The organism is Pseudomonas sp. RGB, assembly GCF_007713445.1.
Taxonomy (GTDB): Bacteria; Pseudomonadota; Gammaproteobacteria; order Pseudomonadales; family Pseudomonadaceae; genus Aquipseudomonas.
Genome location: NZ_VMSH01000002.1, coordinates 668,293 through 692,180, shown reverse-complemented (window position 1 = coordinate 692,180; position 23,888 = coordinate 668,293). Strand labels below are relative to the sequence as shown.

Annotated in this window: 24 protein-coding genes; 16 read left to right on the top strand and 8 right to left on the bottom strand. The window is 59.0% G+C overall.

What is annotated here, in order from left to right; translation table 11 throughout:
- Window positions 1-70 precede the first annotated feature (70 nt).
- The 6 genes from FPT15_RS06960 to FPT15_RS06935 all read left to right on the top strand — a co-directional run bounded on the left by FPT15_RS06960 (window position 71) and on the right by FPT15_RS06935 (window position 6,752).
- The gene (locus FPT15_RS06960) at window positions 71-1,357 is read left to right on the top strand and encodes an ABC transporter substrate-binding protein (RefSeq protein WP_106578439.1); all 1,287 of its coding nucleotides are present in this window, start codon (window positions 71-73) and stop codon (window positions 1,355-1,357) included.
- Between the two features lie 92 nt (window positions 1,358-1,449).
- Window positions 1,450-2,358, top strand: a complete 909-nt coding sequence (locus FPT15_RS06955) for a carbohydrate ABC transporter permease (RefSeq protein ID WP_053257700.1) — start codon at window positions 1,450-1,452, stop codon at window positions 2,356-2,358.
- Window positions 2,351-3,196: a carbohydrate ABC transporter permease gene (locus FPT15_RS06950; RefSeq protein ID WP_106578440.1), complete on the top strand. Its 846-nt coding sequence runs from the start codon at window positions 2,351-2,353 to the stop codon at window positions 3,194-3,196. Before FPT15_RS06955 ends, FPT15_RS06950 begins: the two co-directional genes overlap by 8 nt.
- A gap of 2 nt (window positions 3,197-3,198) precedes the next feature.
- On the top strand, window positions 3,199-4,359 hold the full coding sequence (locus FPT15_RS06945) for an ABC transporter ATP-binding protein (protein WP_145159523.1): 1,161 nt from the start codon (window positions 3,199-3,201) through the stop codon (window positions 4,357-4,359).
- A gap of 97 nt (window positions 4,360-4,456) precedes the next feature.
- Window positions 4,457-5,803, top strand: a complete 1,347-nt coding sequence (locus tag FPT15_RS06940) for a carbohydrate porin (RefSeq protein WP_145159521.1) — start codon at window positions 4,457-4,459, stop codon at window positions 5,801-5,803.
- Window positions 5,804-5,906: 103 nt separating this feature from the next.
- Window positions 5,907-6,752, top strand: a complete 846-nt coding sequence (locus tag FPT15_RS06935; protein WP_124418336.1) for a D-hexose-6-phosphate mutarotase — start codon at window positions 5,907-5,909, stop codon at window positions 6,750-6,752.
- 121 nt (window positions 6,753-6,873) lie between these two features.
- Here FPT15_RS06935 and FPT15_RS06930 read toward each other — a convergent pair whose 3' ends face one another.
- On the bottom strand, window positions 6,874-7,734 hold the full coding sequence (locus FPT15_RS06930) for a MurR/RpiR family transcriptional regulator (RefSeq protein WP_170039859.1): 861 nt from the start codon (window positions 7,732-7,734) through the stop codon (window positions 6,874-6,876).
- 219 nt (window positions 7,735-7,953) lie between these two features.
- Here FPT15_RS06930 and zwf point away from each other — a divergent pair, with 219 nt between their 5' ends.
- The 3 genes from zwf to FPT15_RS06915 are packed head-to-tail and all read left to right on the top strand — an operon-like array spanning window position 7,954 to window position 10,803.
- Complete coding sequence (gene zwf, locus FPT15_RS06925) at window positions 7,954-9,420, top strand: glucose-6-phosphate dehydrogenase (protein ID WP_106578444.1); 1,467 nt, start codon at window positions 7,954-7,956, stop codon at window positions 9,418-9,420.
- Entirely contained in the window at window positions 9,407-10,120 is a 714-nt protein-coding gene (gene pgl / locus FPT15_RS06920) for a 6-phosphogluconolactonase (protein ID WP_145159519.1), read from the top strand. Before zwf ends, pgl begins: the two co-directional genes overlap by 14 nt.
- 17 nt (window positions 10,121-10,137) lie before the next feature.
- Entirely contained in the window at window positions 10,138-10,803 is a 666-nt protein-coding gene (locus FPT15_RS06915; protein WP_106578446.1) for a bifunctional 4-hydroxy-2-oxoglutarate aldolase/2-dehydro-3-deoxy-phosphogluconate aldolase, read from the top strand.
- 202 nt (window positions 10,804-11,005) lie between these two features.
- Here FPT15_RS06915 and FPT15_RS06910 read toward each other — a convergent pair whose 3' ends face one another.
- Window positions 11,006-12,181, bottom strand: coding sequence for an aminotransferase class V-fold PLP-dependent enzyme (locus tag FPT15_RS06910; RefSeq protein WP_145159517.1), 1,176 nt, complete (start codon window positions 12,179-12,181; stop codon window positions 11,006-11,008).
- 10 nt (window positions 12,182-12,191) lie between these two features.
- On the bottom strand, window positions 12,192-12,428 hold the full coding sequence (locus tag FPT15_RS06905; RefSeq protein ID WP_145159515.1) for a DUF3820 family protein: 237 nt from the start codon (window positions 12,426-12,428) through the stop codon (window positions 12,192-12,194).
- 205 nt (window positions 12,429-12,633) lie between these two features.
- On the opposite strand from FPT15_RS06905, the gene FPT15_RS06900 reads away from it, so the two are divergent.
- A complete protein-coding gene (locus FPT15_RS06900; RefSeq protein WP_145159513.1) occupies window positions 12,634-13,101 on the top strand; it encodes a PA2169 family four-helix-bundle protein in 468 nt (155 codons plus the stop codon).
- A gap of 68 nt (window positions 13,102-13,169) precedes the next feature.
- On the opposite strand, the gene FPT15_RS06895 is transcribed toward FPT15_RS06900, so the two are convergent.
- Window positions 13,170-13,640 (bottom strand): MaoC family dehydratase, encoded by a 471-nt coding sequence (locus FPT15_RS06895; protein ID WP_003175719.1) that lies wholly within the window; start codon window positions 13,638-13,640, stop codon window positions 13,170-13,172.
- A gap of 71 nt (window positions 13,641-13,711) precedes the next feature.
- Window positions 13,712-14,656, bottom strand: coding sequence for an alpha/beta hydrolase (locus FPT15_RS06890; RefSeq protein WP_145159511.1), 945 nt, complete (start codon window positions 14,654-14,656; stop codon window positions 13,712-13,714).
- Between the two features lie 222 nt (window positions 14,657-14,878).
- On the opposite strand from FPT15_RS06890, the gene fadD2 reads away from it, so the two are divergent.
- Both fadD2 and fadD1 read left to right on the top strand, forming a co-directional pair.
- Window positions 14,879-16,567, top strand: a complete 1,689-nt coding sequence (gene fadD2, locus FPT15_RS06885) for a long-chain-fatty-acid--CoA ligase FadD2 (protein ID WP_145159509.1) — start codon at window positions 14,879-14,881, stop codon at window positions 16,565-16,567.
- Window positions 16,568-16,958: 391 nt separating this feature from the next.
- A complete protein-coding gene (fadD1, locus tag FPT15_RS06880) occupies window positions 16,959-18,650 on the top strand; it encodes a long-chain-fatty-acid--CoA ligase FadD1 (RefSeq protein WP_145159507.1) in 1,692 nt (563 codons plus the stop codon).
- Window positions 18,651-18,816: 166 nt separating this feature from the next.
- On the opposite strand, the gene FPT15_RS06875 is transcribed toward fadD1, so the two are convergent.
- Window positions 18,817-19,194 (bottom strand): hypothetical protein, encoded by a 378-nt coding sequence (locus tag FPT15_RS06875; protein ID WP_106578452.1) that lies wholly within the window; start codon window positions 19,192-19,194, stop codon window positions 18,817-18,819.
- A gap of 198 nt (window positions 19,195-19,392) precedes the next feature.
- Between FPT15_RS06875 and FPT15_RS06870 the strand changes: the two genes are divergently transcribed.
- The 3 genes from FPT15_RS06870 (at window position 19,393) to def (ending at window position 21,264) form a co-directional block, all read left to right on the top strand.
- The gene (locus FPT15_RS06870) at window positions 19,393-19,578 is read left to right on the top strand and encodes a CsbD family protein (protein ID WP_076015848.1); all 186 of its coding nucleotides are present in this window, start codon (window positions 19,393-19,395) and stop codon (window positions 19,576-19,578) included.
- 181 nt (window positions 19,579-19,759) lie between these two features.
- Window positions 19,760-20,728 (top strand): YihY/virulence factor BrkB family protein, encoded by a 969-nt coding sequence (locus FPT15_RS06865; RefSeq protein ID WP_145159505.1) that lies wholly within the window; start codon window positions 19,760-19,762, stop codon window positions 20,726-20,728.
- The gene (def, locus tag FPT15_RS06860; protein WP_145159503.1) at window positions 20,725-21,264 is read left to right on the top strand and encodes a peptide deformylase; all 540 of its coding nucleotides are present in this window, start codon (window positions 20,725-20,727) and stop codon (window positions 21,262-21,264) included. The genes FPT15_RS06865 and def overlap by 4 nt, the downstream gene beginning before the upstream one ends.
- Before the next feature lie 75 nt (window positions 21,265-21,339).
- Here def and FPT15_RS06855 read toward each other — a convergent pair whose 3' ends face one another.
- Window positions 21,340-22,158, bottom strand: a complete 819-nt coding sequence (locus FPT15_RS06855) for a class I SAM-dependent methyltransferase (RefSeq protein WP_145159501.1) — start codon at window positions 22,156-22,158, stop codon at window positions 21,340-21,342.
- A 66-nt stretch (window positions 22,159-22,224) separates the two neighbouring features.
- Window positions 22,225-22,656, bottom strand: a complete 432-nt coding sequence (locus FPT15_RS06850; protein WP_145159499.1) for a GNAT family N-acetyltransferase — start codon at window positions 22,654-22,656, stop codon at window positions 22,225-22,227.
- Between the two features lie 301 nt (window positions 22,657-22,957).
- Here FPT15_RS06850 and FPT15_RS06845 point away from each other — a divergent pair, with 301 nt between their 5' ends.
- On the top strand, window positions 22,958-23,887 hold the full coding sequence (locus FPT15_RS06845) for a fatty acid desaturase (protein WP_145159497.1): 930 nt from the start codon (window positions 22,958-22,960) through the stop codon (window positions 23,885-23,887).
- Window position 23,888: the final 1 nt, after the last annotated feature.

Here is a 23,888-nt window from a genome sequence, read left to right as displayed (position 1 = left end):
AATCCCTGTTTAAACTCCGTGCAGCGCAAGCTCTAGACTTGCATGCATAACAACAAGAAAAGGTACTCAGATGAACGCGATTAATCGCCTCGCCGTAGCTATTTCCATTGCCTCGTTGTTTCCCCTCAGTGCATTTGCCGCCGACTCGAAAGGGACGGTTGAAGTTGTGCATTGGTGGACCTCGGGCGGTGAAAAAGCGGCTGTAGATGTCCTGAAGGCCCAAGTTGAGAAAGACGGCTTCACCTGGAAAGACGGTGCTGTCGCAGGCGGCGGTGGTGCCACGGCCATGACCGTGCTGAAAAGCCGCGCAGTTGCCGGCAACCCGCCTGGCGTTGCCCAGATCAAAGGCCCCGACATCCAGGAATGGGCGTCCACTGGCTTGCTCGACACCGACGTGCTCAAAGACGTCGCCAAAGAAGAAAAGTGGGACTCCCTGCTCGACAAGAAAGTCTCCGATACCGTGAAGTACGAAGGTAACTACGTTGCCGTACCGGTCAACATCCACCGCGTCAACTGGCTGTGGATCAACCCGGAAGTCTTCAAGAAAGCCGGTATCACCAAGAACCCGACCACCCTCGAAGAATTCTACGCAGCCGGCGACAAGCTCAAAGCCGCGGGCTTCATTCCGCTCGCCCACGGTGGCCAGCCTTGGCAGGACAGCACCGTATTCGAAGCGGTCGTACTGTCGGTGATGGGTGCCGACGGCTACAAGAAAGCCCTGGTTGACCTGGACAACGGCGCGCTGACCGGTCCTGAAATGGTCAAGGCTCTGACTGAGCTGAAGAAAGTCGCGACCTACATGGACGTCGACGGCAAAGGCCAGGACTGGAACCTGGAAGCAGGCAAAGTCATCAACGGCAAGGCCGGCATGCAGATCATGGGTGACTGGGCCAAGTCCGAGTGGACCGCCGCCAAGAAAGTCGCCGGTAAGGATTACGAGTGCGTAGCCTTCCCGGGCACCGACAAAGCCTTCACCTACAACATCGACTCCCTGGCGGTGTTCAAGCAGAAAGACAAAGGCACTGCTGCCGGTCAGCAGGACATCGCCAAAGTCGTGCTGGGTGAAAACTTCCAGAAAGTCTTCAGCATCAACAAGGGCTCGATCCCTGTGCGCACCGACATGCTCAACGAAATGGACAAGCTCGGTTTCGACTCCTGCGCCCAGACCGCTGCCAAAGACTTCCTGGCTGACGCCAAGACGGGCGGCCTGCAGCCAAGCATGGCGCACAACATGGCCACCACCCTGGCCGTGCAAGGTGCGTTCTTTGATGTCGTGACCAACTACATCAACGACCCGAAAGCCGACCCGGCCGACACCGCCAAGAAACTCGGCGCTGCGATCAAGTCTGCGAAGTAACGGTTAGCACGGCTGATCCTTGTGAGGGGAAACCCCCTGACCCCTCACAAGGTTTGTTCCTGTAGTCCTTTTTCCCTGTACTGGATTTTCCCATGAGTTCTGTTGCTGTGTTCAGCAAGGCCTCGCCGTTCGATGCACTGCAGCGCTGGCTCCCTAAACTGGTGCTGGCGCCCAGCATGTTCATCGTGCTGGTGGGCTTTTATGGCTACATCCTGTGGACGTTCGTGCTGTCGTTCACCACATCCACCTTCCTGCCAAGTTACAAATGGGCCGGCCTTGCGCAATACGCGCGGTTGTTCGACAACGACCGCTGGTGGGTAGCGAGCAAGAACCTGGCGGTTTTTGGCGGGATGTTTATCGGTATCACCCTGGTGATTGGCGTGACCCTGGCGATTTTCCTCGACCAGAAAATCCGCCGCGAAGGTTTTATCCGCACCATTTACCTGTACCCGATGGCGCTCTCGATGATCGTCACCGGTACCGCCTGGAAATGGCTGCTCAACCCGGGCATGGGCCTGGACAAACTTCTGCGTGACTGGGGCTGGGAAGGCTTCCGTCTCGACTGGCTGATCGACCCCGACCGCGTCGTGTACTGCCTGGTGATTGCCGCCGTGTGGCAAGCCTCGGGCTTCATCATGGCGATGTTCCTCGCCGGCCTGCGTGGCGTTGATCAGTCGATCATCCGTGCCGCGCAGATCGACGGCGCGAGCCTGCCGCGCATCTACTGGAGCGTGGTGCTGCCCAGCCTGCGTCCGGTGTTCTTCAGTGCGGTAATGATCCTGGCGCACATTGCCATCAAGAGCTTCGACCTGGTGGCGGCAATGACCGCCGGCGGCCCGGGCTACTCCTCCGACCTGCCTGCGATGTTCATGTACTCGTTCACCTTCAGTCGTGGCCAGATGGGCATGGGCTCGGCCAGTGCAATCCTGATGCTCGGCGCGATCCTCGCGATCATCGTGCCTTACCTGTACTCCGAGCTGAGGACCAAGCGTAATGACTAGTCTCGCTTCCAAACCGACCATCAGCCTGAGTCGCGTCGCGATCTACGCGGTGCTGATCCTCGCGGTGCTGCTGTACCTGGTGCCGCTGGTGGTGATGCTGCTGACCAGCTTCAAAACCCCGGAAGACATCAGCACCGGCAACCTGCTGAGCTGGCCGACCGTGGTCACCGGCATCGGCTGGGTCAAGGCCTGGGCCACTGTAGATGGCTACTTCTGGAACTCGATCAAGATCACCGTTCCGGCCGTATTGATCTCCACCGCCATCGGCGCGTTGAATGGCTATGTGCTGTCGTTCTGGCGCTTCAAAGGCTCGCAGTTGTTCTTCGGCCTGCTGTTGTTCGGCTGCTTCCTGCCGTTCCAGACCGTGCTGCTGCCGGCCTCGTTCACCCTCGGCAAAATGGGCCTGGCCAGCACCACCACCGGCCTGGTGTTTGTGCACGTAGTCTACGGGTTGGCGTTTACTACACTGTTCTTTCGTAACTACTACGTGAGCATTCCGGATGCGCTGATCAAGGCGGCACGACTGGACGGTGCGGGTTTTTTCACCATCTTCCGTCAGATCATTCTGCCGATGTCGACGCCGATCATCATGGTCTGCCTGATCTGGCAGTTCACCCAGATCTGGAACGACTTCCTGTTCGGTGTGGTGTTCTCCAGCGGCGACTCGCAGCCCATCACGGTGGCGCTGAACAACCTGGTCAACACCAGCACCGGGGCCAAGGAATATAACGTGGATATGGCGGCGGCGATGATCGCCGGGCTGCCGACCCTGCTGGTCTATGTGATCGCAGGCAAGTATTTCGTGCGCGGCCTCACGGCCGGCGCGGTCAAGGGGTAATCATGGCTACGCTTGAACTTCGCAATGTAAACAAGACCTATGGCGCCGGCCTGCCCGACACCTTGAAGAACATCGAACTGTCGATCAAGGAAGGCGAATTCCTGATCCTGGTCGGCCCTTCGGGTTGCGGCAAATCCACGCTGATGAACTGCATCGCCGGGCTTGAGACCATCACCGGCGGCGCGATCATGATCGGTGATAAAGACGTCAGCGGCATGAGCCCCAAGGATCGCGACATCGCCATGGTGTTCCAGTCCTACGCGCTGTACCCGACCATGAGCGTGCGCGAGAACATCGAGTTCGGCCTGAAGATTCGCAAAATGAGCCAGGCCGATATCGACACCGAAGTAGCGCGCGTGGCCAAGCTGCTGCAGATCGAACACTTGCTCAACCGTAAACCGGGACAACTGTCCGGTGGCCAGCAACAGCGTGTGGCCATGGGCCGTGCCCTGGCGCGTCGGCCGAAGATCTACCTGTTCGACGAACCGCTGTCCAACCTCGACGCCAAGCTGCGCGTCGAGATGCGCACCGAAATGAAACTGATGCACCAGCGTCTGAAAACCACCACCGTCTACGTCACCCACGATCAGATCGAAGCGATGACCCTGGGCGACAAAGTGGCGGTGATGAAGGACGGCATCATCCAGCAGTTCGGCACGCCAAAAGAGATCTACAACAACCCGGCCAACCAATTTGTGGCGAGCTTCATTGGTTCGCCGCCGATGAACTTCGTGCCGCTGCGCCTGCAACGCAAGGACGGTCGTCTGGTGGCGCTGCTCGACAGCGGCCAAGCGCGCTGTGAGCTGGCGCTTAACGTGTCGGACGCCGGCCTCGAAGACCGTGATGTGATCCTGGGCCTGCGCCCTGAGCAGATCATGCTGGCGGCAGGCGAGGGCGACAGCGCATCGAGCATTCGTGCCGAAGTCCAGGTCACCGAGCCGACCGGTCCGGACACCCTGGTGTTTGTGCAACTGAACGACACCAAGGTCTGCTGCCGCCTGGCGCCCGACGTGGCGCCGCAGGTGGGCGAGACCCTGACCCTGCAATTCGATCCAGCCAAGGTGCTGCTGTTTGACGCCAACACCGGCGAGCGCCTGGGCACTGCCGCTTCATTGCCAGCACAGGACCGTGCGGATAATGTGGCCCAATTCAAGGGACGCTGAGTGTTGCGCCTGAATGGATAACTTGTTGTTTTGGTTAAAAAAAGTAACCCGCGTTAGATAAAAACAGTTTAATAACAATAAAGACGAGGATGTAGGGATGAAAAAGCAACACAACAACACCCGGCTGATCTGCCAACTGTCAGCGGCAGCAGCCCTGGTATTGTCCGCCAATGCGATGGCGGACGATGCTTTCAGTGCCGATTCCAAGTGGATGACCGGCGATTGGGGCGGTGAGCGTACCAAGCTGATCGAGCAAGGTATCGATATCAAGGCTGACTACGTTGGGGAAGTCGGTGGCAACCTGAGCGGTGGCTACAACAACGACAAAACTGCCCGTTACGCTGACCAGTTCGGTCTGGGCGTAGCACTGGATCTGCAAAAGCTGTGGGGCTGGGATAACACCCAGGCCAAGATCCAACTGACCAACCGGAACGGCGCAAACATCTCCAATGACCGTATTGGTGATCCGCGTGCCGGCACCTTGAGTTCGTCTCAAGAAGTTGATGGCCGAGGCCACATGGTGCGTCTGACCCAGTTCTGGATTCAGCACCAGATGTTCGACAACAAGTTGGACGTGAAGCTCGGTTACTTCGGTGAAGGCGAAGACTTCAACACCTTCCCGTGCGACTTCCAGAACCTGTCGTTCTGCGGCTCGCAAGTGGGTAACTACGTCAACACCTGGTACAACTGGCCTGTCAGCCAGGCGGCGATCCGCGTGAAGTACAACATCACGCCTGAGCTGTATGCGCAAATCGGTGCGTACAACCAGAACCCATCGCAACTGGAGCACGGCAACGGCTTCAAACTCAGCGGCAGCGGCACCAAGGGCACCGTATTGCCGGTGGAGTTGGTCTGGTCGCCGAAGGTCAATGGCCTGCCGGGCGAATACCGTGTGGGTTACTACAAGAGCACCGCTGACGCTACCGACGTACGTGAAGACGTCAACGGTAACGATGCGGGCACCACCGGTGCAGCGTTCCGTGTGCGCAGCAGCAAAAGCGGCTACTGGGGCGTTCTGCAACAGCAACTCACCACGCACAATGGCGATGCTTCGCGCGGCCTGAACATTGCGGCCAACGTGACCTTCCACGACAAAGACACCAACCTGGTCGACAACTACCAGTCGCTGATGCTTGTGTATAAAGGTCCATTCGACGCGCGTACCAAAGATGACGTCGGTATCGGTGTTTCCCGCATCCATGCCAACAGTGACGTGAAGAAAAACGCTGAGCTGCTCAACGCGGCCGGTGGCTTCACCGACTACGACCAGTCCGGTTACGCACCGCTGCGTAACACCGAGTACAACGTCGAACTCAACTACGGCATCCACGTCACCAACTGGCTGACCGTGCGTCCTAACCTGCAATACATCGCCAACCCAGGTGGTGTGAAACAAGTCGACAACGCGGTAGTAGCGGGCCTGAAAATTCAGTCTACGTTCTAACACTGTTGCGATAAGCTCCTTCTCTCTGTGCGCATTTTGCGGATAGCCATGGCTATCCGCTTTTTTTTGGATTGCACTGTGAAGAACTTCAGGACCGTGGCACATGCATGAGCATCCGCTGCAACGCTTTTTCAAATCCCTGCGCGAGCGTCCGGTGTTCGCCTGGGAACGCTTTCAGATGCGCGACGTGTTGGTCATCGACCATCCGTTGTGCCAGGCAGTGTTCAGCCGTCAGGGCGCGCAATTGCTGCACTTTCAACCGCGTGGCCAGAAACCCTGGCTGTGGTGCGCAGCCAAGTGGCCGCAAGTCGGCGCCATCCGAGGCGGCGTGCCGGTGTGCTGGCCGTGGTATGGGCGTCATCCGAGCGAAAACGCGTGGCCTTCCCATGGGTGGGCGCGGCTGATCGACTGGAAGCTGCTCGACAGCAGCACCGACGACGACGGCGTGCGCCTGCACTGGCAATTGCAGCTGTGCGACTGGCAGGTCGACCTGCACGCACACCTGGGTGAAACCCTGGAGCTGCGCCTGTGCACCGAGCATCAGGACGAGTTGCCGTGCCAATTGAGCCATGCTTTGCACGCCTATTGGCGTATTGGTCACGTGGATGAGATAGCGCTGTCTGGGCTTGATGGCGCGCAAGGTTACGACCAGCTCAATCGCCAGGCTTGCCAGCAGGAAGGCGAGCTGCGCGTGGATGGCGGGTGCCAACGGGTGTTCCAGCACGAGGGCGAATTGCACCTCAAGGACCACGCCTGGCAACGCGAATTGTGCATCGACACCGGCGACAGCGCCGACACCGTGGTGTGGCACCCGGGCAGCCGGCCGTTGTTGGGCGTGAGCTTTAACGAGGCGTCAGGGTTTGTGTGCGTGGAGTCGGCGATGGCCGGGGCGAGCTTGGCGCCGGGGGAGAGGGCGCATTTGAGTTTGCAGGCCAGGGCAGGGGCTTAGTGGTGCGGCTGATGGCCTCATCGGGGGCAAGCCCCCTCCCACATTTGAAGGTATTCACAAATCAAACTGTGGGAGGGGGCTTGCCCCCGATGAGGCCAGTGAAGCCAGCACACAGGCTGGCTTAGTTGAACTCATCCCCCACCGGATACCGGCTGTCATTCAGGCTCTCTTTGATCTTGCGCAAATGCGGCTGGAAATCCACCCCACGGCGCAAGGTCATGCCGGTCGCCAGCACATCCAGCACGGTGAGCTGGATGATCCGCGAGGTCATCGGCATGTAGATGTCCGTGTCTTCGGGCAGCGGAATGTTCAGGCTTACCGTACTGGCCTTGGCCAGTGGCGAGTTCTCGGCGGTCACGCCCAGCACTGATGCACCGTTTTCCCGGGCGATGCGCGCCACTTCCACCAACTCACGGGTACGCCCGGTGTAGGAAATAATCACGAACAGCTCGCCCGTATGCGCCACAGACGCGATCATGCGCTGCATCAGCACGTCGGCATGGGCGGTCACGGCCAGGTTGAAGCGGAAAAATTTGTGCAGCGCATCCATGGCCACCGGGGCCGAAGCGCCAAGGCCGAAGAAGTGGATCTGCCGCGCCTGGATCAACAGGTCCACGGCCTTGCTGATCAGGGCCGGGTCCAGGGCCTGGCAGGCGCTGTCCAGAGATGCGATGGCGCTGCCAAAGATCTTCTGCGTGTAGGCCTCAGGGTTATCATCGGCTTCCACGGCGCGGCTGACATACGCCGCGCCACTGGCCAAACTTTGCGCCAGCTGCAATTTAAGTTCAGGGTAACCGCTGACGCCGAACGAACGGCAGAAACGGTTGACCGTCGGTTCACTGACCGAGGCGGCTTGGGCGAGGGCGGCGATAGAGAAGCGGGTCGCCTGCTGCGGGTTGAGCAGGATAACCTCGGCGACTTTTTTCTCGGCCTTGTTCAATTCTTCGAGGCGGTTCCGGATCTGTTCCAGAAGATTTCGCACGCGGTCCATTCAGTCTTTCCTTCGGGCGACGATGCAAATTAAGGGCGGTAACCAATCGACGAGTGGTTCTTTGCGGTGGCCTATCCTACTGAGGGTAGCTGAACACCACCACTCGGAATGCGTATTTCGGGAAAATGTTGTGGTTATTACTACATTTTTCCTTGAGTGATGCCTTGAAAAAAGGTATTTGTAGCTTAACTTGATAAAAGAACAAACATCATGCCTTCGATAACCGTAGAACCCTGCACCTTTGCCCTGTTTGGCGCGTTGGGTGATCTGGCGCTGCGCAAGTTATTTCCTGCTCTCTATCAACTCGATGGCGCGGGCCTCCTGCACGACGACACGCGCATCCTGGCCCTGGCCCGTGAGGCCGGCTCCGAACAGCAGCACATGGCCCACATCGAGAAAGAACTGCGTAAGTACGTCGGCAAGGAACTCGATGAAGCCGTGGCCACACGCTTCCTCGCGCGCCTGGCCTATGTGCATGTCGATTTCATGAAAGCCGACGATTACGTCGGCCTGGCCGAGAAGGTCGGTAGCGACCAACGCCTGATCGCCTATTTCGCCACTCCGGCGGCTGTTTACGGGGCAATCTGCGAAAACCTGGCCAAGGTTGGCCTGGCGGAAAACACCCGCGTCGTGCTGGAAAAACCCATCGGTTCGGACCTGGAGTCCTCGCGCAAGGTCAACGACGCCGTGGCGCAGTTTTTCCCGGAAAACCGCACCTACCGTATCGACCACTACCTGGGCAAAGAGACGGTCCAGAACCTGATCGCGTTGCGTTTTGCCAACAGCCTGTTCGAAACCCAGTGGAACCAGCACTACATTTCCCACGTGGAAATCACCGTGGCCGAGCAGGTCGGTATCGAAGGCCGCTGGGGTTACTTCGACAAGGCCGGCCAGCTGCGCGACATGATCCAGAACCACCTGCTGCAACTGCTTTGCCTGATCGCCATGGACCCGCCGGCCGACCTGTCCGCCGACAGCATCCGTGACGAGAAGGTCAAGGTGCTCAAGGCGCTGGCGCCGATCAGCCCGGAAGGCCTGACCACCCAAGTGGTGCGCGGCCAGTACATCGCCGGCTACAGTGCCGGCAAACCGGTGCCGGGTTACCTGGAAGAAGAGAATTCCAACACCCAGAGCGACACCGAAACGTTTGTCGCCCTGCGTGCCGATATCCGTAACTGGCGTTGGGCCGGGGTGCCGTTCTACCTGCGTACCGGCAAGCGCATGCCGCAAAAGCTGTCGCAGATCGTCATCCACTTCAAGGAACCGTCCCACTACATCTTCGCCCCCGAGCAGCGCCTGCAGATCAGCAACAAACTGATCATCCGCCTGCAACCGGACGAAGGTATTTCCTTGCGTGTGATGACCAAGGAGCAGGGCCTGGACAAGGGCATGCAGCTGCGCAGTGGCCCGCTGCAACTGAATTTTTCCGACACCTATCGCAGCACCCGTATTCCGGATGCCTACGAGCGGTTGTTGCTGGAAGTGATGCGCGGCAATCAGAACCTGTTTGTTCGCAAAGATGAAATCGAAGCCGCGTGGAAGTGGTGTGACCAGTTGATCGCCGGGTGGAAAAAGTCCGGTGATGCGCCCAAGCCGTACGCGGCGGGTTCCTGGGGGCCGATGAGCTCAATTGCACTGATCACGCGGGATGGGAGGTCATGGTATGGCGATATCTGAATTGAAACTGCCTCAGGGCGTAACTGCTCATGAGTACCGCACGCCCGTTTTGCTGGCCGATGGCTTGGCCAATGACGTGGCCGAGCAACTGCGCGCGGCCATCAGTGCCCGTGGCGAGGCGACCCTGGTGGTGTCCGGCGGCCGCAGCCCTGTGGCGTTTTTTCAGAACCTGGCCAAACAGGGGCTGGACTGGTCCAAGGTCACCATCACGCTGGCCGACGAACGTTGGGTGCCGGTGGAACACGCCGACAGCAATGCCGGGCTGCTGAAGAAATACTTGCTGCAAGGTCCGGCGGCCAAGGCCAAGTTCCTCAGCCTGTATCACGTTGCCGCCACGCTTGAAGATGCCGCCGAATTGGCCGATCGCCAGTTGGCAGAGTTGCCCGCCATCGACGTGCTGGTACTCGGCATGGGCGATGACGGCCACACCGCGTCGCTGTTCCCCAACAGCCCGAACCTGGCTGAAGCACTCAAGGCCGACGGTACCCGCCGTTGCTGGCCGATGCTTGCGCCGACCGTGCCGCACCAGCGCCTGACCATGAGTCGCGCGTTGCTGGCCACGGCCCACTACACCGTGCTGTCGATTTCCGGCAGCGCAAAATTGACCACCTTGAGCGCCGCGCTGGCCAGTGATGACGTTGCTGCCATGCCGATACGCGCGTTTTTGCAACCTACTTTAGAGATTTACTGGTGCCCATGAGCCAAGGATCAGCCGCTATGAAAAGCCCTCAACCGACCGTGTCCATGGCGGATAAAGTTGCCTTGATCGACAGCCTCTGCGCCAAGGCGCGGATCCTGCCGGTGATCACCATCGCCCGCGAACAGGACATCCTGCCGCTGGCCGATGCCCTGGCAGCTGGCGGTTTGACCGCATTGGAAGTGACCTTGCGTTCCGAGTTCGGCCTCAAGGCGATTCAAGTGCTGCGCGAGCAACGCCCTGAATTGTGCACCGGTGCCGGCACCGTGCTCGACCGTCACATGCTCGAAGCCGCCGAAGTGGCCGGCTCGCAGTTTATCGTCACGCCAGGCATTACCCGTGACCTGCTGGAAGCCTCGGTGCACAGCCCGATCCCGTTGCTGCCAGGCATCAGCAATGCCTCCGGCATCATGGAAGGCTATGGCCTGGGTTATCGCCGCTTCAAGCTGTTCCCGGCAGAAGTGAGTGGCGGCGTTGCTGCGATCAAGGCGCTGGGTGGTCCGTTCGGCGAAGTGAAATTCTGCCCAACCGGCGGCGTTGGTCCGGCCAACATCAAAAACTACATGGCGTTGAAAAACGTGATGTGCGTGGGCGGTAGCTGGATGCTTGATCCGGAGTGGATCAAGAACGGCGACTGGGCCCGCATCCAGGAAGTCACCGCACAGGCGCTGGCACTGCTGGATTGAGCTGATTTACCGAATCGTTGTTGCTGTGCTTAACGGCATTTTTGCGGCGCACTTGGTCGGTGTGCCGCTTTTTTTTGCCTGTAGAAAACCTCAAATCTAACGCTGAGCAATGTGGGAGCGGGCTTGCTCGCGAATGCGCTGGTTCAGTTGGCCTATTCGTCGACTGACCCAGCCTATTCGCGAGCAAGCCCGCTACTACATTTCAGTCCGCGCTTAGCTCGGTTATTGCTTTGACCAAGGCATCGATGTCTGCCGCGGAAGTCACCAACCCCGGCGTCACCCGAATGCAGCTGCCAAAGGCCGCGCCGACACGGGTGGTGGTAAACAGGTCGTAGTCCTTGAGCAACCGATCCGCCATCACCTGCTGATCACGTCCGGTGAACTTGAACCCCGTGATCCCGCAATACAGCCGTGGGTCATCCGGCGTCAGCACCTCGATGCCCGGCAGCTGACGCACCGGGTTCACCCACAGATCCCGCAGGTAATTGACCCGTGCGCCCTTGGCCGCCGAGCCACCCAGTGCACGGTGCTCTTGCAGCACCAGCGGCAAGGTCATCAGTGCCGGGAAATTCGGCGTGCTGTAGGGCGTACGCGCGCGAACATCGGTGGCCGGGTAATGACACTCGCCCATGTCCGGGTCGATATCGGCCAGGCGCTCCGGGGCGATGTACAGAAAGCCCAGGGTCAGCGGCGCGCCGATCCATTTGTGCAAATTGAAGCCGGCGAACTGGATGCCCAGTTGGGCGAGGTTGAATTCGATCTGGCCCAGGGCGTGGGCGCCATCGAGGATCACATCCACGCCGTGCTCACGTGCGGCTGTGGCAATCGCCTCGACGGGCATTACCAGGCCGGTGCGGTGGGTCACGTGGGTCAGGGCCATCAACTTGAGGCGCGGGTACTGCACAAACGCAGTGCGATAAGTCTGCACCAGGCTGTCGAAACTGGCCGGGTGAGCGTGGGATAACTCGATCACCTCCACACCGCGATAGCCCGCCAGCCAGCGCATCGCGCCTTTGACCGTGTCGTACTCCAGGTCGCTGATCAGCACTTGGTCGCCCGGTTGCAGGTTGTTGTAGTTGCGGATCAGTGACTGCAAAGCTTCTGTGGCGTTGCGGGTGAACGCAATCGACTCCGGGTCGGCGTCGATCAGTCCGGCCAGTTGGCGGCACACCTCGTCGTTTTCACCCTGCTCAAAGCGCTGGCGCACATACAGCGAGTTGCTGCGGTTGATAAACGCGACGTGCTCCAGGTACTGCGCCCGTACCGCGTGGCTCATACGCCCGAAGTAGCCGTTTTCCAGATTGATCGGGCCAGGTTCCAGCTCATAGCGCTGGGCAATGGCCTGCCAGTGACGTTCGTTATCTGCGTTCCTTGGCATGGCGAGGCTCTCAGTGGCGGGGGGCAGGTTTGCCGTGCTTTACGCGCAGCGGTTCCAATAGTTCGGACAGGCCGTTGTGGTCGATTTCCTGCATCAACGCCAGCAAGCCGCCCAACTCGCCGTGAGGGAAACCCTCACGGGCAAACCAGTTCAGGTAGGGGCCGGGCAAGTCGGCGATGATCCGTCCCTTGTATTTGCCGAAGGGCATTTCGCGGGTGATCAGCAATTCAAGTTTGTCGGGGTTCATGAGCTTCAAGCGTTCAAGTCGAGACCTTGGAAAATACAGGCATTCTGCATGAAGGCCAAATGACAGATCATGCAAATAACTCGCATACAGATGGTTCAATAATTTTTATCTTGTTGAAAAATAAGGGAAAAGTTGTTTTTTAAAACTTGGCACGGGCGCTGCAATCATTAATACACGTTTCTTAACCCGCACAAGGAATTGAAAAATGACTGATATCAACAAAGAATCGATCTCTGTACTTAACGACCTGATCGAGACCAGCAAAGACGGCCAGAAAGGCTTCGCAACTTGTGCTGAAGACATCAAGCACCCAGAGCTCAAAGCGCTCTTCCAGAAACGTGCCGCCGATTGCGCCAGCGCTGCCGCTGAGCTGCAAACCGCTGTGAAAGCCCTGGGTGGCGATCCGGAAAATTCCGGTTCGGTTGCCGGCGCACTGCACCGTGGTTGGGTCGACGTGAAATCGATGGTTACCGGCAAAGACGAAGAAGCCGTGCTGAACGAAGCTGAGCGCGGTGAAGACCATGCACTGAAGGCTTACAAAGAAGCGATCGAGAAGATCAACAAGCACAACCTGCTGGGTATTCGTGACCTGGTTGAGCGTCAGTTCCACGGCGCCCAACGTAACCACGACCAGGTGAAAGCCCTGCGTAACCAGGCTCGCGCTCAGTCTTGAGTCGCTCCTGAATAGAAAAAGCCCCGCTGATGCGGGGCTTTTTTATGGGCGATTTTTATACCCGGGTATCAGCCGATGCTGATCGGCGGCAGTTCGGTCAATGTCACCACCTGCTGCTTGCGGGGTGCGAGGATTTCCGCCTCACCGTCCACTACCAGCTCATCACGCTGGTTGAACACGCGAGTGGCGATGCGCACGCGAAACTTGGGCAGCTTCTCGAGGATTTCCAGACGCACGGTCAAGGTGTCGCCGATTTTCACCGGCTTCTGGAAGCTCATCTGCTGGCCGATATAGATAGTGCCCGGCCCAGGCAGCTCGCAGGCAACGGCCGCGCTGATAAGGGCGCCGCTGAACATGCCGTGGGCGATACGCTCCTTGAACATGGTCGCCTTGGCGTACTCGGCATCCAGGTGCACCGGGTTGTGGTCGCCGGACATCGCGGCAAACAACTGGATATCACGCTCTTCGACGGTCTTGCTGTAGCTGGCGGTCTGACCGACTTCGAGGGCTTCGTACGGGGTGTTGGTAACCTGAGTCATCTCGGGGTGCATCCTGTGGCTAATCGGTAATTAAACAGTATGATTTTAAACGTTTGATTTAAAACGAAAAATTATTCGCAGCGGGTCGGCCTGCGCAAGGTTAGAGCCTGTTGCAACCACGCCAGTACATCCGCTGTGACTTCATCACGGTTGGTTTCGTTGAACACTTCATGACGCGCCTGCGGGTAGATATTCAATTGCAGGTGCTGACAGCCGGCCTCACGCAACGCATGGGCCAGGCTTTTGAGACGCTTGCCTTCACTCACCGGATCACATTCGCCGCCCATTACCAGGATCGGTAGGCCCGGATCGATCTGCGCGAGATTGGACGCTTTGCTGATTTGCTGCAAGCCGCCCAGCAGGTCGATCCACAACTGGTTGGTGCAACGAAAGCCGCAAAGCGGGTCGGTGATGTACTGGTCGACCTCGACCGGGTCGCGACTGAGCCAATCAAACGCCGTTCGGTTGGGCTTGAAGGCTTTATTGAACGAGCCGAACGACAGGAACTCGATCAGCGCACTGCGTCCGCGCAAGCCCTGGCGTGCGCGTTCGATACGAGCAATCACCGCCGCCGCGCGGTACAGCGCAATCGGCTGGAAATTCGAACCGCTGAGAATCGCGCCATTCAGGCTGGCGCTGTGGTGCAGCAGGTAGGCCTGGGCGATGTAGCTGCCCATGCTGTGGCCCAGCAGAATAATGGGCAGCCCCGGTTGCTGCTGGCCGATGTGCTGGTTGAGGCTGGCCAGGTCGCCCACCACTTTATTCCAGCCGTCCTTTTCGGCGTACAGCCCCAGCGTGCCTTCATCGGCGGTGCGGCCATGACCGCGCTGGTCCAGCGCATACAGGCCGTAACCGGCACCGCACAGGGCTTGGGCCAGGCGTGAATATCGACCACTGTGCTCGGCCATGCCGTGGGACAGCATGATGATTGCCCGGGTCTCGCCTTCCGGCAGCCATTGATTGACGTACAGGCGGCTGCGGTCATTCGCGGTCAGCCAGAAGGTGCTGTGGTTCATGGCGCTTCCTTTGCTCAGGGTCGTTGCAGTGTATAGCTCATCCTCGGGCTTGCGGCTGATCAGTGCAGGCCCTTGTAGGAAGATTCACGCAATTAATGACGCTCTTTCCTGTATTTGCCTGTTTGGCCATAGCTGCTAACGTCCCCAAAGCTCCGCTTTTTATAGCAGCACGTTTTTTATCGCTGCAGCGGTCGGACACACTCAGGTAAGAGGACAAGAATAATGCAACCTGATTTCTGGAATGACAAACGCGCCGCGGGCGTTCCTAATGACATCGACCTCACCACGTACAAGTCGGTGATCGAAGTCTTCGAACGTCCCTGCAAGGCCTTTGCCGACCGTCCGGCGTTCAGCAACATGGGCATCACCCTGACCTACGCCGAGCTTGAGCGCCAGAGTGCAGCGTTCGCCGGTTACCTGCAGCAACACACCGACCTCAAGCCGGGCGAGCGTATCGCGGTGCAGCTGCCCAACGTGCTGCATTACCCGATTGCCGTGTTCGGCGCACTGCGCGCCGGGCTGATCGTGGTCAACACCAACCCGTTGTACACCCCGCGCGAGATGCGTCACCAGTTCAAGGATGCCGGCGTGCGTGCGCTGGTGTACCTCAACCTGTTCGGTGCGAGGGTGCAGGAGGTGTGCGCCGACACCGAGATCGACTACCTGATCGAAGCCAAAATGGGCGACTTCATGCCGGCCGCCAAGGGCTGGTTGATCAATACCGTGGTCGACAAAGTCAAGAAAATGGTCCCGGCCTACCACCTGCCGCGGGCGGTGTCGTTCAAACGCGCGTTGCGCATGGGCGCGGGGCAAGGGGTGATCCGGCATCCGGTCACGCTGGATGACATCGCCGTGCTGCAATACACCGGCGGCACCACTGGCCTGGCCAAGGGCGCGATGCTCACTCACGGCAACCTGGTGGCGAATATGCAGCAGGTCCGGGCGTGCATGTCCCAGGTCACCGACGATGGCCAGCCGCTGGTAAAGGAAGGGCAGGAGGTGATGATCGCGCCGCTGCCGCTGTACCACATCTATGCCTTCACGGCGAACTGCATGTGCATGATGGTGACCGGCAACCACAACGTGCTGATCACCAACCCGCGCGACATCGGCGGGTTCATCAAAGAGCTGAAAAAGTGGCGGTTCTCCTGCCTGCTGGGGCTCAACACCCTGTTTGTGGCACTGCTGGACCACCCCGACTTCAAGACCCTGGATTTCTCCCACCTCAAGATCACCAACTCCGGCGGCACCGCCCTGATCAAGGCCACGGCCGAGCGCTGGAAGGCGGTGACCGGGTGTTCCATCGGCGAAGGCTACGGCCTGACAGAAACCTCACCCGTGGCCAGCACCAACCCGTACGGCAGCCAATCGCGCCTGGGCACGGTAGGCATTCCGGTGCCGGGTACAGCGATGAAGGTGATCGACGATGACGGGCACGAGCTGCCACTGGGTGAGCGCGGCGAGCTGTGCATCAAGGGCCCGCAGGTGATGAAGGGTTACTGGCAGCAGCCGGCCGCTACCGCCGAGGCGCTGGACGCCGACGGTTGGTTCAAGACGGGTGACATTGCGGTGATCGACAACGATGGCTTCGTCAGCATTGTTGATCGCAAGAAAGACCTGATCATCGTTTCGGGCTTCAACGTTTACCCCAACGAGATCGAAGACGTGGTGATGGCCCACCCGGCGGTGGCCAACTGCGCGGTCATCGGCGTGCCGGATGACCGCACCGGGGAGGCGGTGAAGCTGTTTGTCGTGGCGCGTACCCAAGGCGTGAGCCTTGAAGAACTGAAGGCGTACTGCAAGACCAATTTCACCGGGTACAAAGTGCCCAAGCATATTGTGTTGCGCGACTCGCTGCCGATGACGCCGGTGGGCAAGATTTTGCGCAGGGAGCTTCGCGACATCGCCTGACCCTGCTTGAAATCCACTCAAAATGTGGGAGGGGGCTTGCCCCCCGATGGCGGTGTATCAGTCAGCAGATGTGTTGGCTGAAACACCGCTATCGGGGGCAAGCCCCCTTACACATAGATTCTTTATTGCCCTGAAAACCCTATTCCAGAGCCTTTTGCTGGGATATTTCATCGCAGCTTAAAGTGTGACCAAATATTGTAGGACAGTCATGTTTATGACCGTAGGGGCCCCTTTTGGCTCTAGGCGGCCCTTGGCAAAGCTGCTACTCTCGGCGCGCTTTGTGACTTCTCGGCCTGCTTGAAAGCGCCAGACTCACCTTTAAAAAAACATACACCAATAATAATCGCATCAAATGCGATGATGAATTCGCGTCGCTGAGGAGTGGGCTTCCATGAACGAAGACTTTTGGAAGGATAAGTACCCCGCCGGGATTGCTGCAGACATCAATCCAGACGAGTATCCAAATATTCAGGCGGTACTGAAACAGTCCTGCCAGCGCTTCGCCGACAAGCCGGCTTTCAGCAACCTGGGCAAAACAATCACCTACGGTGAACTGTACGAATTGTCCGGTGCTTTCGCCGCTTACCTGCAACAACATACCGACTTGAAGCCTGGCGATCGCATCGCCGTGCAACTGCCCAATGTCCTGCAATACCCGGTTGCGGTGTTCGGCGCCATCCGTGCCGGCCTGATCGTGGTCAACACCAACCCGCTGTATACCGCGCGGGAAATGGAACACCAATTCAATGATTCCGGGGCCAAGGCCCTGGTCTGCCTGGCGAACATGGCGCACCTGGCTGAAAAAGTAGTGCCCAAGACCGCCGTCAAACACGTGATCGTCACTGAAGTCGCCGACCTGTTGTCGCCGTTCAAGCGCCTGCTGATCAACAGCGTCATCAAGTATGTGAAGAAAATGGTCCCGGCCTATCACTTGCCCAAGGCGATCAAGTTCAACGACGTGCTGGCCAAGGGGCACGGCCAAGCGGTCAATGATGCCAGCCCGGCCAGCAGCGATGTTGCCGTGCTGCAATACACCGGCGGCACCACCGGCGTGGCCAAGGGCGCGATGCTCACCCACCGCAACCTGGTCGCCAACATGCTGCAGTGCAAGGCGCTGATGGGCTCCAACCTCAACGAAGGTTGCGAAATCCTGATCACGCCGCTGCCGCTGTACCACATCTATGCCTTCACCTTTCATTGCATGGCGATGATGCTGATCGGCAACCACAACATCCTGATCAGCAACCCGCGCGACTTGCCGGCGATGGTCAAGGAACTGTCGAAGTGGAAGTTCAGCGGCTTTGTCGGCCTCAACACGTTGTTCGTGGCGCTGTGCAACAACGAAGGCTTCCGCAAGCTGGACTTCTCTGCGCTGAAAGTCACCCTGTCCGGCGGCATGGCCCTGCAACTGGCTGCGGCCGAGCGTTGGAAAGACGTGACCGGTTGCAACATCTGCGAAGGCTACGGCATGACCGAAACCAGCCCGGTGGCGACGGTCAATCCGATCCAGAACATCCAGATCGGCACCATCGGCATTCCAGTGCCATCGACCGTGTGCAAAGTTATCACCGATGACGGCGTCGAGCTGGCCCTCGGTGAAATCGGCGAACTGTGCGTCAAAGGCCCGCAAGTGATGAAGGGCTACTGGCAGCGCGAAGACGCCACCGCCGAAATCCTCGACAGCGAAGGCTGGTTGAAGACCGGTGACATCGCGATCATCCAGCCTGACGGCTACATGCGCATCGTCGACCGCAAGAAAGACATGATTCTGGTCTCCGGCTTCAACGTCTATCCCAACGAGCTGGAAGACGTGCTGGCAACCTTGCCGGGCGTGCTGCAGTGCGCGGCCATCGGCGTGCCGGATGAAAAATCCGGTGAGCACATCAAGATCTTCATCGTGGTCAAGCCCGGTGCCACCCTGACCAAAGACCAGGTGATGGAGCACATGCGCGCCAATGTCACCGGCTACAAGGTGCCCAAGGCCGTTGAGTTCCGTGATGCGTTGCCGACCACCAACGTGGGCAAGATCCTGCGACGTGAGTTGCGTGATGAAGAACTGAAAAAGCTCGGCCTGAAAAAGTAACCCAATAAAAACCCCGCAATTGCGGGGTTTTTTTATGGCCTGGATTGGAATGCAATCCAAATGTGGGAGCGGGCTTGCTCGCGAAAGCGGTGGGTCAGTAACACATCCGGCGACTGACACACCGCATTCGCGAGCAAGCCCGCTCCCACATTGTTGATCTGCGTCTTTACACCGCAAACTGCGCGAAGCTCACACCCGCACCTGCCGGGCGCACATCGGTGAGGAACGAGTCCTTGTCCGCGCTCAGCTCCAGAGTGATTTCCGGGCTGCGCTTGCCTGCATTGCGCACCACCAGGCCTTCAAGTTTTTCACGCAAAAATGCTGTCGGCACCTTCAGGTGCAGCAACTGGTCGGACTCGGCGTTGTGCATCAACAGGTGAATCCACTCGTACTGGCCCACGGCAATACGGCCCACCGGCAGGTCGAACCACCAGATGTTGCGTTTGCGGTCCAGGTCGGTGAAGTGGCAGTTGTTGAGGCCGAGTACGGCACCGCCCAGTTCCTGGTTTCTGCGGGCGATAGCCTGTGCTTTATTGAGTTTCATAACCTTCCTACGGGATCTGTTATTCAGCGTTATAGCCTGAATGTGCGGGGCATTCTCGTGGGTTGGCTGCAAAACATAAAGCCAAACCTGCAGGCGGCGATGAAATGCCGGTCGAAAAATAATTGAAACTCTGCCGAACAGCCTCGGGTCAATCTCTACGTAATGACCAAAAACCTCGATTGTTCCAGGAGAAATACCATGAGCAGCACATCGGATAAGGCAAAAGGTTTGGCTAACGAAGCCGTCGGCAACGTCAAGCAAGGTGTTGGCAAAGTGACTGGCAACGACAAGCTGCGCGCCGAAGGCGTGGTTCAAGAAAAGAAAGGCGAAGTGCAGAAAGCGGTGGGCGACACCAAAGATGCGGTAAAAAAAGCCACCAAGTAAGTCTGAATCGCTGGCTGTATGCGTGCAGCCCGACGGCCATCCACGGATGGCCGTTTTTATGTCAGATGCTGCAACTAAAATCTGGTAATTGTTTCAAAGTCGCCAAGTAGGCTACTTTTGATGTAGAAAACGGCCCCTGAGTCGCCCACGACCTCACCCTTTTGCGGCGAAAGGAGACGCTATGCTTTTTCCGGTATTACAAGGTTTACCCCTGCATAAAGTGCTGGTGCGCACCGTCAAGGAATTCGTCGATGACGAAATGCCCACCTATGCCTCGGCACTGGCCTACCAGATGCTGTTCTCGTTGTTTCCCTTCCTGCTGTTCCTTATCGCCCTGATCGGTTTCCTGCACCTGCCGGACTTCTTCACCTGGCTGCGCATGCAATCGGAACTGGTGTTGCCGCCCCAGGCGCTGGAGCAGGTCAACCCGGTGATCGACCAATTGCAGCAGTCCAAGGGTGGCTTGCTCTCCGTGGGTATCGTGATCGCCCTGTGGACCGCGTCCGCCGGTGTACGGTTGATGATGAGCGCGATGAACGCCGCCTACGATGTGGTCGAAGGCCGTCCGATCTGGAAGCGCTTCCCGCTCTCGGTGTTCTACACCGTCGGCATCGCCGGCATGCTGCTCGCCGCCGCCGCGTTGATGGTGCTTGGCCCGCAGGTGATGGAATGGCTCGCCGGGCAGATCGGCATGCAGGAATTCGTGGTGACCTTGTGGACCATCCTGCGCTGGCCGCTGATCGTGATTTTGCTGATGTTCGCCGTGGCCCTGATGTATTACGTGATGCCCGATGTGGAGCAGAAGTTCCGCTTCATCACGCCAGGCTCGGTGCTCGCCGTGGTCGTATGGATCGTTGCTTCCCTGGGCTTTGGCTACTACGTTAAAACCTTCGCCGACTACAACGCCATGTATGGCAGTATCGGTGCGATCATCGTCCTGCTCCTGTACTTCTATATTTCCGCCGCGGTGCTGCTGCTGGGCGCGGAGATGAATGCCGTGATCGAACACATGTCGACTGAAGGCAAGGACCCGGGAGAAAAAGAGTTCGATGAACCCGCCGAACAGGTTTCTGACACGGATGAAAAACAGCACGTCTCAGGCCTAGGCCGGGACCACTCCAAGCCCACACCCATTGAGCCTGATCGATGATCCGTGAAATCCTGAAAATGGGCGATGAGCGCCTGCTGCGTATTGCACCGCCGGTTCCGCCGGAAATGTTCGACAGCCCCGAGCTTTGGCAGTTGATTGACGACATGTTCCAGACCATGGAACACGTCGGCGGCGTTGGCCTGGCCGCACCGCAGATCGGCGTCGATCTGCAATTGGTGATCTTTGGTTTCGAGGCCAGCGAGCGTTACCCGGATGCGCCACCGGTACCGCAGACCATCCTGATCAACCCGTTGATCACCCCGCTCAGCCCGGTGGTGGAAGAGGGCTATGAAGGTTGCCTGTCCGTGCCCGGCCTGCGTGGCGCGGTAGACCGGTATCAGCAGATTCGCTACGAGGGTTTCGACCCCAAAGGCGAGCCGATCACACGCATCGCCGAGGGTTTCCATGCGCGCGTGGTGCAGCATGAATGCGATCACCTGATCGGCCGGTTGTATCCCTCGCGAATTACCGACTTCAGCAAGTTCGGGTTCATTGAAGTGATGTTTCCGGACATGGATCCGAAGGCTGACGAATAGCTTTCAGGCCCAATGAGATCCAAATGTGGGAGCGAGCAAGCCCGCTCCCACATTTGCATTGCATTTCAAAGCGGGTTATTTAGCCGGTTTCACAAACCGCAACGTCATCCGATCCGACTCGCCAATCGCCACATACTTGGCCTTGTCCTGCTCACCCAACTTCAATGCCGGCGGCAAGGTCCATACCCCACCGGGGTAATCCTTGGTGTCCTTCGGGTTGGCATTCACCTCGCTTTGCCCCGCCAGCTTGAACCCGGCGTCCGTTGCCAGCTTCACCACCTGCGCGGTGGTCAGGTAACCACTGTCCTTGATCGCTTCCAGATCCGCCCCGTCCTTGGCCCGATGATCTTCCACGCCCAGCACTCCACCGGGCTTGAGCACCGTGTAGAACGCGCTGAAGGTGGCCGGCGCGGTGCCCGCATCAACCCAGTTATGCACATTGCGAAAGGTCAGAACGGCATCGGCCGACGCAGGCTTACCGAACACCGGCGCCTTGGGATCGAACTCGACAACCGCGGCCTTGGCATAACGCGCAGGGTCGGCGGCGAATTTGTTTTTCAGGTTCTGTTCGGACGTCGCGGCGTAAGCACTGCTGCTCGCAGCCTGCACGGCGGCCACGTAATGCCCATGGTCCTTGAGCAACGGCGCCAGCACCTCGCTGTACCAGCCGCCGCCCGGGGTGATTTCGATCACCGTCTGCTGGGCGCCCAGGCCAAAGAATTCCAACGTTTGCTGCGGATGACGGTAAACATCGCGCGCGCTGTTGGCCGGGTCGCGCCAGCTGCCGGCGAGCACGCTGGCGTACTGCTTGGCGGTAATCGGTGCGTCGGCTGCCTGGCTGAGCGTTGGAACGAGCAGGGCGGTGAGGGACAAAGCTGCAAGCGTCGTTTTCATGATCATCCTGTAAGGGGCCACTGTGCCGTCGAGGCTAGCATGGGCCCTCTGCCGGGCGATCACACATTATCCGAGGTGCACCTCACCCTTGGTTATAAGCCCCATGGCGATCATGGGTTTATTGCGTTTGTAGCGCACCAGCCGCTCGCTGAGCGATTGTGGCAGCACCGTGTCCTGAGTGAAGCCCATGCGCTGGTACACACCTTCCAGATCCGGATGGCACAGCAGCCAGACTGTGCCTTCCACCTCGGCCACAGCCTGCAGAATCAGCCGCGCCGCCAACCCATTGCCGCGATACGCGGGGTCCACAAACACCCCGGTCAGCCACTGCCCACCCACCACCGGGCTCAGGCACAACCCGGCCACGATTTCGCCGTCGCGCGCCACCCATAAACGCCCACCTTTGATGGCCTTCATCGACGAATCATGGCTACGGTAAAACTTGTTGAGCAGCGGCCACAGCGGCGCTGCCAGCGGTTCGAGGTGCAGTTCGGGCATGGTCTTCAAGCGAGCAATATCAAGGGCCGGGGATTATAAGCGCCTTCTGCCCGGCAATAGGTGGTATACCCACTGTTACATCCCCTTCAGTTGAGCATGCATCATGGCCAAAGGTATGGATTCAAAGAAAGCCGCGAAGAAGAAACCGGCAAAAACCGCCGATGAAAAACGCGCCGACAAGAAAGCCAAGAAGTCCGACACAGGCCTGTTCGGTCACTGAGTTACAAGCTTAGAACCAAACGGTCTGCAAGATTTTCGAGCCTCAATGCACAGAGCAGGAAACACCTGCTCTGAGCTGCCGATGGCCAACTACCTTGATCTGACCCAGCGCCGGGAAATCGAAGCCCTGGTGCACCGTTTTACCGCCCGAACCGAATGGCCGACCTGGCTGTTGCTGATCGGCGTGTACACAGGCTGGTTCGCCGTGATGCTCGCCAGTCAATGGCTGGGCCTGTGGCTGAGCACCCTGCTGCTGATCCCGTTGGTGACGCTGTGGCTGTCGGTGCAACACGAATTGCTCCACGGTCATCCCACCCGCTCGCTTCTTGTAAACAAACTGCTCGGCTATGCGCCATTTGCCGTGTGGTATCCCTACACGCTGTACCGCGAAAGCCATTTGTTGCACCACAACGATGAAGACCTGACGCTGCCGGGCATCGACCCGGAAAGCCGCTACCTCAACCAATCGCAATGGGACAACAGCTCGTTGTTCAAACGCCGCGTGCATTGGTTGACCAAAACCGTGCTCGGCCGGTTCCTGCTCGCGGCGCCGTTGGCGATTGGCCGACTGGCGCGTCATGAGCTTCAACGCTTGCCCCACGTGTGGCCGATGTGGCTGGCCCACGGCGTGGTGACTTTATTGATGCTGAGCTTCATTGCCCACTGCAGCGCACTGCCGGTGTGGCATTACCTGCTGCTGGTCAGCGTGCCGGCCTTGTCCCTGGCGTCGATCCGTTCCTACTATGAGCACCGTCCGCACCGGCAGCCGGAACAGCGCACCGTCCTCAACGAAGCGGCCTGGCCCTGGACCTGGCTGTTCCTCAACAACAACCTGCACCTGGTGCACCATGACTTGCCGAAACTGCCCTGGTACTTGTTGCCCACCGTCTATCGCGCCCGCCGCGAACAATGGGTGGCGCGCAGCGGCGGGTTTGTGGTGCAGGGCTATGGCCAGTTGATCAGCCGCCACGGCCTGAAGGCCATCGACAGCCCCCGGCACCCTTTTGCCTGAG